Source organism: Christiangramia marina, assembly GCF_048285865.1.
Taxonomy (GTDB): Bacteria; Bacteroidota; Bacteroidia; order Flavobacteriales; family Flavobacteriaceae; genus Christiangramia; species Christiangramia marina.
In genome coordinates this window covers 435,674-448,082 of record NZ_JBLVTK010000002.1, presented here as the reverse complement: position 1 = coordinate 448,082, position 12,409 = coordinate 435,674, and the positions used below count along the sequence as shown (strand labels likewise).

The following is a 12,409-nucleotide window of genomic DNA, read 5'->3' as shown; positions in this document are numbered from 1 at the left end:
CTTCGGGCTTTTCTTATGATATAAAACTTTATCCTATTTTTTCTTTGGTTCGTAAACCGGCAATAGTTTACTGCGAACTTCGCCAAAACCAATTCTGGAGGTTTCGTTCTGGCAATATCCTCGCATGATCACTGTATCATAATCTTCTACAAATTTACGTTCTGAACCATCTTTTAGTTTGATAGGTTTACTACCACTCCAGGAAAGTTCCAGCATAGAACCGAAAGAATCTTCAGAAGCTCCGGAAATAGTTCCGGAAGCCATCATATCACCAGAATTCACGGGGCATCCATTTACGGTGTGATGCGCCAGTTGCTGACTCATATTCCAGTATAAATACTTAAAGTTTGATTTTGACAGAGAATTCTCCTCGCCTCCTTCAGGTTGCAGGGAAACTTCAAGATTAATATCGAAACTCTTTTCTCCGGAGTATTTTAAATATGGTAATAATTCTTTTTCAGGTTCAGGACTCGCCGTTCTAAATGGCTCCAAAGCGTCCATGGTAACGATCCATGGTGAAATGGAAGATGCAAAGTTCTTGGCTAGAAACGGTCCTAGTGGAACATATTCCCACTTCTGGATGTCTCTGGCGCTCCAGTCGTTGAATAGTACCATCCCAAAGATATATTCTTCAGCCTCATCCACAGGAATTGGTTCTCCCAGGTGATTCGCATCTGTTGTAATAAAAGCCATTTCCAATTCGAAATCCACTCGTTGTGATGGACCAAATACAGGTTCGTCTGAATCTGCTGGTTTTGTTTGTCCCTGTGGTCTGTGTACAGGAATTTCCGAAGGAATAATAGAAGAACTTCTTCCATGATATCCAACGGGAATATGCAGCCAGTTTGGAAGCAATGCATTATCAGGATCGCGAAACATGGTGCCAATATTGGTCGCATGTTCTTTAGAGCTGTAGAAATCGGTATAATCACCTACCTGTACAGGCATCTGCATTTCAATTTCATCCAGTGTGAATAGAACAGTATTTCTGTGGTCCTGGTTATCCTTCAGCTTAGCATTCTCAGCGTCGAAAATATCAGCAATTCGGTTTCTAACCAGTCTCCAGGTTTTCTTTCCGTCAGAAATAAAATCGTTTAGAGTATCCTGCAGGAATATATCGTCTGTCAACGGTATACCTTCAAAATATCCCAGTTGATGCAGAGCACCAAGGTCTATAGCGTAATCACCAATTCTGGTTCCAATGGTGATGATATCATCACGAGTAAGGAACACTCCAAACGGAATATTTTGAATAGGGAAATCGGTATCGCCAGGAATATCCAACCAGGTTTTTCTATTTGGATCATTAGCGGTAATTGACATAAAAAATGTTGGTTTTTTGTTAAAATCTAGTTGTCTCAAATATATTATTTTCCTGTAATTAACCGAATGTATTTCTTACTTTTACCGAATATTTAACTTAAAAATTTGTGATGCAAAAAGACACCCAGATATTTGATTTAATTGCGAAAGAAAAGGATCGCCAGTTGAATGGTTTGGAACTAATTGCGAGTGAAAATTTTGTAAGTGACGCCGTGCTGGAAGCAGCAGGATCTGTACTTACAAATAAGTATGCTGAAGGCTATCCGGGCAAGAGATATTATGGCGGCTGTGAAATCGTAGATCAGGTAGAGCAACTTGCTATCGACAGATTAAAAGAATTGTTCAATGCTGAATATGCCAACGTACAACCGCATTCTGGTTCCCAGGCAAATACAGCAGTGTTCCATGCCTGTCTAAAACCCGGAGATAAGTTTCTTGGTTTTGACCTTTCACATGGTGGGCATTTAACGCATGGTTCTCCGGTTAATTTCTCGGGAAAATTATATGATCCTGTTTTCTACGGGGTTGATAAGGAAACCGGGTTGATCGATTATGATGCAGTTGCTGAAATTGCAAAGAAGGAGAAGCCAAAAATGATCATTGCCGGAGCATCTGCTTACAGTCGTGAAATAGATTATAAGAGATTCAGGGAAATAGCTGATAGTGTTGACGCAATTCTACTTGCTGATATCGCGCATCCGGCAGGATTAATCGCCAAAGGTTTGATCTCAGATCCTATAGAGCATTGTCATATTGTGACTTCAACTACACATAAGACGCTTCGTGGTCCCCGTGGTGGAATCATCATGATGGGGAAGGATTTCGATAATCCTTTTGGAGAGAAGCTTAAAAATGGAAATCTAAAGAAAATGTCGGCTTTACTGAATTCGGGGATCTTTCCCGGAAATCAGGGTGGGCCTTTAGAGCATATCATTGCTGCAAAAGCGATCGCTTTTGGAGAAGCTCTTACAGATGAATTTCTTCATTATACAGTGCAGGTAAAGAAAAATGCAAAAGAGCTGGCTAAAGCCTTCGTGGATAAGGATTACCAGGTAATTTCTGGAGGGACAGATAATCATATGATGCTAATCGATCTTAGAAATAAAGGCGTAAGTGGTAAGGAAGCGGAAGAAGCGCTTAGTAAAGCAGATATTACCGTGAATAAGAACATGGTGCCTTTCGATGATAAATCACCTTTTGTAACTTCAGGAATTCGAATTGGAACTCCGGCAGTGACCACACGTGGTCTTGTAGAGCAGGATATGCTAAAGATCGTTGAGTTTATTGATAGAGTCATCACTAATATTGAGAGTGATGAAGAATTGGCTAAAGTTAAAAGCGAAGTGAATACAATGATGAAAGATCTTCCATTATTTAAAATGTAAGACCTTTTGGATTTAGATAATAAAAGCCATTCGAAAGAATGGCTTTTTAATTTATAGAAAATATATAGCGATACACATTAGCAGTACAATGATCGCAGGTATATTTTTACTGAAAGGATCGTTTATCTTAAGGTGCATTATGATTGCGCCAAGCATCATTACAGCTAGCCCAATTGCTGCAGGATCCACTAGGTATTCCAACCAGATTCCGGCGAGTAGGGCAATGGCCAGAGCTACTTTGATAAAGCCTACGATGTAAACCATTATTTCGGGCAGGCCATATGCCTGAAATTCTTCCTTCATATTACCGGCGTTACCCCCTCTGTAGCTCGTTTTACTATTAAATCGAAGTAACCAGACATTAAGAATTCCAAGTCCAACGATTACCTGTAAAATTATTTTGACGATCTCCATGATATTATTTTTCAGCAATATAGAGATGTTTATTAATAAACAGAAAAGATTAGACAAAGTTTAAGAAGTTTGAAAGTCAAATGAAAAGAAAATTAACCTTTTCATAGTGTTTACTGGAATATCTCCTTGAGCTCATCAGAAATGCGCTGCGGTTTCTTTGATTTTTGATCTAGTAAGCACCAGGTAGTTTTAGCCTTCGCCAGCAGTTTCCCGGAATTATTATTCTTGATCACCACTTCCCGCACTGATGTCACGTGCGTAGTATCGATAATCCTTGTCTCTAGCAGGATTTCATCATTTAGAAGAGCTTCCATTTTGTAATCGATCTCATGTCTTACTACGACCCATGCTAAGCCTGCCTTCTGTTCTTCGGAAGCACGGAACTCCCAATGCTCCTGTGCTACATCCTGAATCCATTGCACATAACGCACGTTATTGACATGCTGCTGATCGTCCAGATCATCTTCTGAAACAGTAATGTATTTTTGATATACTTCGGAGTTTGCAGACATTATTTCTCCATGATTTTCACCTCAAATAGTGTGTCCCATTTTTTACCGGTTACATAAAGTTTTCCGGTAGCAGCGTTGTAGGCAATCCCGTTAAGCACATCGTTATTTGGATCTAAAGAATCTTTGTTACCCAGTTTATCCTGTAGTCCTTTAAAATTGATAATTCCTTCAATGGTGCCATTTTCAGGATTGATCATCGCAACACTGGGAAATTGATAAGTGTTTGCGTAGATAAGTCCATCAACCCATTCCAGCTCATTAAATTTTGATTTAATAGCAGTATTGGTAGTTGGCTGTATAAAGCTTTTTTCAGCCAAAGTTTCAGGATCAAGGATCCAGATCTTCTCAGACCCATCACTTTTATATATTTTCTCCATGTTGTTACATAAACCCCATCCTTCCTTACTGGAATTGTACGCAAATGTGCCTTGCCTTTCAAAAGTGTTTGGATCATAGATAAATCCCTGACCTTCTTGCCAGGTTAATAGTAATAAACGGTCGTCCAAAATTGTGATTCCTTCAGCGAAATATTCATCTTCCAGGCTTATCTCTTTGTACACTTCACCAGTTTCCAATTCGGTTTTGCGCAATTTTGATTTGCCGTATTGTCCAATGCTTTCGTAGAGAGTATCGTTATGAAACTCAAGTCCTTGAGTGTATGCATCAGTTTGATGTGGATATGTATTAACTATCTCGTAGGTATAAACTTTTGGAGCTTTTGCACTCATAATTTTTATCGACTTCTGAAGAGTGTCCTTTGTGGAATCATAATATACCACTGCAATAAGTTCCTGGTTTCCCAGTAAAACTGAGTTTAGTTCAAAGGACAGATCTGCAGTGATGCCAGACGCAAGACGCTTTGTACCTATAAAATAAGCGACCGAATCAAAATTCTTGTTTTCCTTACTAGATATACTAGCTTTCAGAATTTCGTTCTGGCTGAATTCCTTCTTCTTTTCAGAAATATTCAGAGAAAAATCAGATTTTTTATTTCCATTATTGCTTCCGCAGGAAAAAATTAATATGCTTAAAATAAAGAGTAACAGGAAGTTAAATTTTTTCATATCAAAATAGGCTTGAATACTGAGCTAAATTAACCAATTCGGGATAAAAAAAGCTTGCGAAAAGTTACAAAGATTGTATATTTGCACCGGCAAGTCCCACACAACCAGCTCCTGCTGAATCCCCCAGGGCGGGAACGCAGCAAGGGTAGGCGGTCGTAGCGGTGTGATGTGGGTCGCTTGCCATTTTTTGTTTCTACAAAGTCCTAAAATTTATTGCATATTTTTGCGGTATGAAAAAGGGGAATTCTTCAGAAAAAATCGTACTTATCACCGGCGCTTCCTCAGGAATTGGTAAGTCGATAGCAAATTATCTTAGTCGGCACCATTTTAAAGTTTATGGAACTTCACGTTCGCCTCAGAAGTCTGCGGTTGAACTCTTTACATTTTTACAGTTAGACGTAACCAGGGAAGATACTATTAAGCTGGCTGTTGAAGATATTATCGCCAGAGAAGGTAGGTTGGATATTTTGATCAATAATGCAGGAGTCGGTATTACCGGTCCTTTGGAAGAAACTCCGGAAGAAGAGATCAAGAAGGCTTTTGAGACCAATTACTACGGTCCGCTTAGAATGATTAAAAACGTGTTGCCTTATATGCGTGATCGCAAATCTGGTCTTATCATTAATATCACCAGTATTGCAGGTTATATGGGCTTGCCATATCGTGGAATATATTCTGCAACTAAAGGTGCTCTGGAAATTACTGCTGAAGCTTACCGTATGGAAATCGCTCAGTTCGGAATTACAATGACCAATGTAGCTCCTGGTGATTTTGCTACTAATATCGCTTCTGGAAGATACCATGCTCCCGTTTTACCAACTTCACCTTATAAGAAAGTATATGGCGAAACACTGGATCTTATGAATCAACATGTTAGTGCAGGGCAGGATCCGGAACTAATGGCAAAGGCTATCTTAAAAATCATTAAGGATCCAGAGCCAAAAGTGCACTATCGGGTAGGAGAAATGTTGCAAAAAGTATCTATTATGCTAAAGGCGTTACTGCCAGACAAACTCTACGAGAAAATGCTTATGAAGCATTATAAATTGTAATTTTGAGGAGCTTTTAAAAATTAAACAACACAATTAATTCTATACAACTATGAAATTTTTTATTGATACAGCGAATCTGGATCAAATCAAAGAAGCGCAGGCTTTAGGTGTGCTGGATGGTGTAACTACCAATCCTTCGCTTATGGCTAAGGAAGGCATTACCGGGAAGGATAATATTATCGAGCATTACAAAAAGATCTGTGAGCTAGTAGATGGTGATGTAAGTGCAGAAGTAATTTCAACCGATCTTGATGGAATGATCAGGGAAGGTGAGGAGTTGGCGAAACTGCACGACCAAATCGTGGTTAAGATTCCAATGATCAAAGAAGGTGTAAAAGCATTGAAATACTTTAGTGACCAGGGAATTAAGACAAATTGTACGCTAGTATTTTCAGCTGGGCAGGCACTTTTAGCTGCAAAAGCTGGAGCTACCTACGTTTCACCTTTTATTGGAAGACTTGATGATATCTCAACAGATGGGTTGAACCTTATAGCAGACATCAGACTTATATATGATAATTATGGATTTGAAACACAGATCCTGGCAGCTTCAGTGAGACATACAATGCATGTACTGGAATGTGCGAAAATTGGAGCAGATGTAATGACTGGACCAATTTCTTCTATTGAAGGTTTATTAAAGCATCCTTTGACCGACATTGGTCTTGAGAAATTTCTTGCAGATTATAACAAGGGAAATAAGTAAGACTAAATAAAATCTTACAAAAGGCTACCGTGAGGTGGCCTTTTTTTATTTGGCAATGAATTTTTCTAATTCCTCTTCAAAATCGGTATTGCCAAACTGAATATCGCCTTTAACAATGATAGCATCTTTATTCACTAAGAATAGTTTATTTAGATATCTACGATAGGAATCTTTGGTAATCTGTCTCCGCGCTATCTGATATTCAAACGATTTATCGTATCCGAAAGTCTCCAGTGTTCTAAGCCATTCTTCCCGCTCATTGATGTCTACATTAACACCTATAAAGTCCACCTGAGGATACTTATCTCTTAGCGAACTAATAATATTATGTTGCCAGCGATGATGCGCAGGAGCATAGAGAGACCATGCATAGGTGACCGTTGGTCTGTTGATGATTTCACCATATTTTAATTCTTTTCCTGAAGTGTTCATGGCCCAAAGATCAGCAAGAGATTGACCATTTAAATAAACTTTTTGAATTTCAGCAAGGTCACGAGCTTCGTCTATATGCGTGTACTCGATATCCTGTAATAACTGTAATATGGAATCTATTCTGCTAACTTTTTCAGCATTCACGATTGCGAGGGTGGCAAGTCTGTCTAAAAATTCATTTTTAAGTGATTCAATATTAGAAAGTGAATCAATCAAGATCATTCTTCTTTCAATATTCTTATAGGAATTGATATTATAGCAATCTTTGTGCTCATTATGCGATCTGGTGCAGTATTCGATCGCTTTGGATCTCAGGTAATCATCAATAAAATTTGTATACACGTAATAGTCCTGAAGTTCGCGATTATTGAAATCTATCTCCTTACGGTAATTATTAAAATCTTCTGGAATCTGATCTCTAAAATCTTTGCGGTATTTATTAATAAGAAACGTGTATCGTTCTCTTAGATCAAAATATTCGTAATCTATACTTGCTCGAGCCACTTCAAGAAATTCTTCTGAAAATTCCCTGTCTTCTGAAAGTGTATTCAGCTTATTAATTCTTTGCTGCTTGATGGAATCAGTAATTCGGGCAAATTCTGAAGGTGCTATCTTATAATAAGTAAGAATAAGGTCATTATTCTGCTCATTTTTAAGAAACATGTCGAGAAGAAAATTGCTTTTTTCAGCGCCGGCACCGCTAAAATTCAAAGACTCATCAAATGAAAGTGTATTCAGGTAGATAAGAATACTGTCGCCAGGCTCCATATACATGATCTGGCTTTCAGGCGGGTGGTTAAAAGTGTAAATTCCAGCTTCCAGTTTAGGGTAATTCTTTCCAAACTGATTCTTCGCATCCAGGAATAAGGTATCAATGATCTCATTCTCTTTTGAGATCACTACAAAATCAGTTTCCGGATTGTTAATCTGGCCTCCTAGGTAGATCGTACCTTCCCCCTTGGAGTCGCCTGTACATCCACTGAAAATGAGCGCGCAACAAAGTGAAAGAAAATAACAGTATTTCATTCTGGGTATTGGTATGAAGCTTTTCGGTCACTTCATTTTTTAACAAATATATCCTGTGCACCTGCGGAGCGGTGTTAAGTGTGCGTTAAAACGTATTTTTAAAACGTTAATCTTTCTTAGTAAGCATCATAATAGCTACTTTTGCAAAAAATTAATTTTTATAGTTTATGCTTTCAGTATCAAACCTTTCTGTACAGTTTGGAAAAAGAGTTTTGTTTGACGAGGTGAATACTACTTTCACTCAGGGAAACTGCTACGGAATCATTGGTGCCAACGGTGCCGGTAAATCTACTTTCTTAAAGATATTATCTGGTAAATCTGAACCTACTTCCGGTCATGTTCATCTTGAACCAGGAAAGAGAATGTCTGTTCTGGAACAAAATCATAACATATACGATGATTACCCGGTGCTGGAAACAGTAATGCGTGGTAATAAACCTCTATTTGCAGTGAAAACTGAAATGGACGCCTTATATGCCGATTATTCTGATGAAAATGCAGATAGAATTGGTGAATTACAGGTTTCTTTTGAAGAAATGGATGGATGGAACGCTGAAAGTAATGCGGCTTCCATGCTTTCAAATCTTGGGATCAAGACAGAGATGCATTATGCGCAAATGAAGGATCTTGATGGAACACAAAAGGTACGCGTATTGTTAGCACAGGCACTTTTTGGAAGTCCTGATGTATTGATCATGGATGAGCCGACTAACGATCTGGATTACGAAACGATCACATGGTTGGAAAATTTTCTTGCGAATTACGATAACACGGTGATCGTGGTTTCTCACGACCGTCACTTCCTTGATTCGGTTTGCACGCATATTTCTGATATTGACTTCGGAAAGATCAATCACTTCTCAGGAAACTATACATTCTGGTACGAGTCTTCTCAACTTGCTGCAAGACAGAGAGCACAGCAGAATAAAAAGTCTGAAGAAAAGAAAAAAGAACTTCAGGAGTTTATCCAGCGATTTTCTGCCAACGTGGCGAAGAGTAAGCAGGCGACTTCCAGAAAGAAAATGATCGACAAGCTTAATATCGATGAGATCAAACCTTCCAGTAGAAGATATCCTGCTATCATTTTCGAAAGAGAGCGTGAAGCTGGAGATCAAATTCTGAATATTGAGGGTTTGGAAGCTAGTCTTGAAGGAGAAACTCTTTTCAAAAATATTAATATCAACCTTGCCAAAGGAGATAAAGTGGTAGTGTACTCTAAAGACTCCAGAGCCACTTCAGCTTTCTATGAGATCATCAACGGCAAACAGGATGCTGTTGCAGGGAAATTTCAATGGGGTGTGACCACTTCTCAAAGTTATTTGCCAGCAGATAACTCAGAGTATTTTGAGTCAGATCTAACATTGGTAGACTGGTTGAGACAATGGGTGAAAACAGAAGAAGAGCGTGAAGAGGTTTACATTCGTGGATTCCTTGGAAAAATGTTATTTAGTGGTGAAGAAGCCCTGAAAACCTGTAAAGTTCTTTCCGGTGGAGAAAAAGTAAGATGTATGCTAAGTAGGATGATGATGATAAGAGCAAATGTTCTAATGCTGGATGAACCTACTAACCACCTTGACCTGGAATCTATTACTGCTTTTAATAACTCGCTTAAGAACTTTAAAGGTACAGTGATGTTTACAACACACGATCACGAATTTGCCCAAACGCTGGCCAACCGTGTGATCGAACTGACTCCTGGAGGAGTGATAGACAGGTATCTTAGTTTTGATGAATATATGAACGACAAAACTATCAAAGAACAACGAGAGAAAATGTATGCGGTAAAAGCCTAGTACATTCGAATAAATAGAAAAAAGCCTGAAGAAATCCTTCAGGCTTTTTTATTTGGGCTAAAACAAAATTAAAACATTCCGCCATTGTCATTATCCTTATCCCGGTCCTTACGCTGGAGACTACGGTTCTTTCCACCGCCAAACCTATAAGAAACTCCAAGGTATACGGTTTGAGTTTCTCCTTTAAATCGTCCAACCTGATCAAAAGGTCTGCCGGCCAGGATATTGAATTCCTGAGTGTCAAAAACATCATTGAAATTGAGACTTACAGTAGCACGGTTATCATCGAGGAAGCTATAACGGGCTCCAAGGTTCATAAAATACATATGATCAATGTCGTATTGGAGTGATTTCATTTTGCTTCTGTAAAAACCAAAAGCAGAGAAAGAAAGAGCCTCTGTGGCTTTAAAGTTATGGCTGGTTCTAAAAGTAAAGGCAGTATTATCTATTTCAGTAAATACAGCACCTACCAGTCCGCTAAAGGTTTGTTCATAAATCTCAAAACCGGAGTTGGTACTCCACCATTTTGTGAATTTGTAGTTACTTGAGAATTCTAAGCCATACATATCTGCATCTCCAGAATTCTGAAATGTTAGAAACAGCGAGCCAGGTTCATTATCAAGTTCCGTAAAAATCTGATTAATTTCATCTACGGTTCTTCGGAAGAAAACACCTGCGCTAAGGCTTCCCTTGCGTTCAAATTTTCGAGTATAATTAAACTCGAATGAATTGGTGAATTGTGGATCCAGCTCAGGATTTCCGGCAACGATAAGTCTTGGAGACGACACTTCCCGAATCGGGTTGATCTGGCTGAAACCTGGTCTGTCAACTCTCCTGCTATAACTTAAATTGTAGGTATTCTTTTCGTTTGGAGTAAAGTTTAGAAAACCTGTAGGGTAGACCGTAAGATAGTCATCTTCATAGACTCGTTCACCCTGGAAATCTGCTGTCACCTGGTAGCTCTCCAGCCTGGCACCAACCTGGTAGCTCCATTTTTCAAAATTCTGACCGAAAGTCGAATATAAACTCAGGATATCACGATCATAGATATAGTCGGCATTTGTAAATTGCGGATTGGTAGTATTATAATCATTTTCAGTTTTTAGTAACCTGGCTTCTGCACCAAGTTCCAGCCGGGAAACATCATTTAATGGATTGGTATAGTCGATGTTGGAAATAAAATTTCTTCGGTCTTCAAATACCCGATCGATATAAGGGATTAACTGAAGATCATTTTCCGCAAAGTCAATATCTGCAATTTCATCTCCGTTATAATCATTGAAATCTGCCTCGAACTGAATCTCATGACCATCTTTTTTAAAATCGTGATCAAATAGAAAGTTATAGCTGGCATTACTGTTATCGTAATTTACATCCAGAAACTGGCGAAAGTTTCGTGAAGCTTCATCAAAATCTGTAAAACTTAGAGCGCCAATTGGCCCGCCATCATAAAGGTTCTGATTGGTATATATACTGAAGGTATTATTGTCATCGAGGTAGAAGTCAACACCAATTTTGTATAAATAGGAATTATTTCGGTTTTCAACTTTAAACTCCTGTAGACTTTGAGATACGGGAAGAAATATAGTTCCGCCGTTTTCCCGATCGCCAAAGTTGCTTCCCAGGTTTCCGAAGAAATTGAATTTGCCCTTACGATAATTCATGTCGAGCGAACCATTAAATCTCAGGTTTTCACCGTAGGTAAGACCGGTATTTAGATTACCGTTAAAGCCATCACTTGCATTTTTATGCAGTACAATATTAATGATTCCACTCATTCCTTCGGGATTGTATTTTGCTGAAGGATTGGTGATAAGCTCTATACTTTTGATGGAGGTGGAAGGAATTTGCTTTAGAAGTTGTGCAGGATCCATGTTGGTAGGCTTGCCGTCCACCAGAATTCGTACATTGGAATTCCCACGAAGAGAAATATTTCCATCCTGGTCTACATTTACAGATGGTATATTTACCATAATTTCTGAAGCACTGGCGCCGGTTGTCATAAGATCTTTCCCGATATTGATGACTTTGCGATCCACTCGCTGTTCGATGGTAGTCCTTTCAGCAACCACAAGAGTTTCATCGAGCATAGCTACATCGGGTTCAAGGTAAAGAGTCCCAATTTCAATATTGGTTCTTCGCTGTTCGATTACAATGTCTCTACGGAAAGTCTTGTAGCCTATGAATTGCACCTTTAATTCATAGGTTCCGGGCTTCAGATTTTCTACAATAAAGCTACCGTCTTCAGCTGAAGTGATACCAGTAACAAGTTCACCTTCAGTGTTATTGATGATGATCGTGGCATAGGGGATCGCTTCCTGGAGTTCAGCATCCATGATGGTTCCGGAAACATTTCCATTGGGATCGGTTTTAGCATTTGCAAATGATAAAAAGCTTAAAAATAAGCATAGAATAAACTGTTTCATTTTTTGATTGATTAGATGATTAATTATAACATATTACCTTGCAATACATAATAGATGAAGCCATGGATTGCAAAATGTGATGATACTACCTATAAGACGACCAAAAAATTATCTTGTTACAAATTTTTAAAAATAACCTGCGCTCATCGAGAAGATCAACGCAGGTTTGTGATATCATAGTCATTAACACTAACCATCATAATTAATTCGATGATACCACAAAGGGCCGGTCCTCAATTTAAAGACTGATCTATCTGGAGATTGTTACAGTAAAAT

General features: G+C 38.7%; 10 protein-coding genes and 1 other RNA gene. 5 read left to right on the top strand and 6 right to left on the bottom strand.

Annotation, left to right across the window (positions count from 1 at the left end; all coding sequences use genetic code 11):
- Positions 1-33: 33 nt before the first annotated feature.
- Positions 34-1,323 carry a fumarylacetoacetase gene (gene fahA / locus ACNKXS_RS08500; protein ID WP_405198167.1) on the bottom strand — a complete coding sequence of 430 codons (1,290 nt, stop codon included), beginning with the start codon at positions 1,321-1,323 and terminating at the stop codon, positions 34-36.
- A gap of 110 nt (positions 1,324-1,433) precedes the next feature.
- Here fahA and ACNKXS_RS08495 point away from each other — a divergent pair, with 110 nt between their 5' ends.
- A complete protein-coding gene (locus ACNKXS_RS08495) occupies positions 1,434-2,708 on the top strand; it encodes a serine hydroxymethyltransferase (RefSeq protein ID WP_295178816.1) in 1,275 nt (424 codons plus the stop codon).
- Positions 2,709-2,759: 51 nt separating this feature from the next.
- Here the strand turns inward: ACNKXS_RS08495 and ACNKXS_RS08490 are convergent, their stop codons facing one another.
- The 3 genes from ACNKXS_RS08490 to ACNKXS_RS08480 all read right to left on the bottom strand — a co-directional run bounded on the left by ACNKXS_RS08490 (position 2,760) and on the right by ACNKXS_RS08480 (position 4,698).
- A complete protein-coding gene (locus ACNKXS_RS08490; protein ID WP_417920506.1) occupies positions 2,760-3,140 on the bottom strand; it encodes a DoxX family protein in 381 nt (126 codons plus the stop codon).
- A 92-nt stretch (positions 3,141-3,232) separates the two neighbouring features.
- Entirely contained in the window at positions 3,233-3,634 is a 402-nt protein-coding gene (locus ACNKXS_RS08485; RefSeq protein ID WP_417920505.1) for an acyl-CoA thioesterase, read from the bottom strand.
- Positions 3,634-4,698: a glutaminyl-peptide cyclotransferase gene (locus ACNKXS_RS08480; RefSeq protein ID WP_417920504.1), complete on the bottom strand. Its 1,065-nt coding sequence runs from the start codon at positions 4,696-4,698 to the stop codon at positions 3,634-3,636. Before ACNKXS_RS08480 ends, ACNKXS_RS08485 begins: the two co-directional genes overlap by 1 nt.
- A gap of 87 nt (positions 4,699-4,785) precedes the next feature.
- On the opposite strand from ACNKXS_RS08480, the gene ffs reads away from it, so the two are divergent.
- The 3 genes from ffs to fsa all read left to right on the top strand — a co-directional run bounded on the left by ffs (position 4,786) and on the right by fsa (position 6,456).
- Positions 4,786-4,884, top strand: an RNA gene (gene ffs, locus ACNKXS_RS08475) — signal recognition particle sRNA small type.
- A 44-nt stretch (positions 4,885-4,928) separates the two neighbouring features.
- Positions 4,929-5,750 (top strand): SDR family oxidoreductase, encoded by an 822-nt coding sequence (locus ACNKXS_RS08470; protein WP_417920503.1) that lies wholly within the window; start codon positions 4,929-4,931, stop codon positions 5,748-5,750.
- Positions 5,751-5,799: 49 nt separating this feature from the next.
- Positions 5,800-6,456 carry a fructose-6-phosphate aldolase gene (gene fsa / locus ACNKXS_RS08465; RefSeq protein WP_295178807.1) on the top strand — a complete coding sequence of 219 codons (657 nt, stop codon included), beginning with the start codon at positions 5,800-5,802 and terminating at the stop codon, positions 6,454-6,456.
- Positions 6,457-6,501: 45 nt separating this feature from the next.
- On the opposite strand, the gene ACNKXS_RS08460 is transcribed toward fsa, so the two are convergent.
- Positions 6,502-7,914, bottom strand: a complete 1,413-nt coding sequence (locus ACNKXS_RS08460) for a hypothetical protein (protein WP_417920502.1) — start codon at positions 7,912-7,914, stop codon at positions 6,502-6,504.
- 167 nt (positions 7,915-8,081) lie between these two features.
- Between ACNKXS_RS08460 and ACNKXS_RS08455 the strand changes: the two genes are divergently transcribed.
- Positions 8,082-9,707, top strand: a complete 1,626-nt coding sequence (locus ACNKXS_RS08455) for an ABC-F family ATP-binding cassette domain-containing protein (RefSeq protein WP_417920501.1) — start codon at positions 8,082-8,084, stop codon at positions 9,705-9,707.
- A 68-nt stretch (positions 9,708-9,775) separates the two neighbouring features.
- Here ACNKXS_RS08455 and ACNKXS_RS08450 read toward each other — a convergent pair whose 3' ends face one another.
- A complete protein-coding gene (locus ACNKXS_RS08450; protein ID WP_417920500.1) occupies positions 9,776-12,133 on the bottom strand; it encodes a TonB-dependent receptor in 2,358 nt (785 codons plus the stop codon).
- Positions 12,134-12,409: the final 276 nt, after the last annotated feature.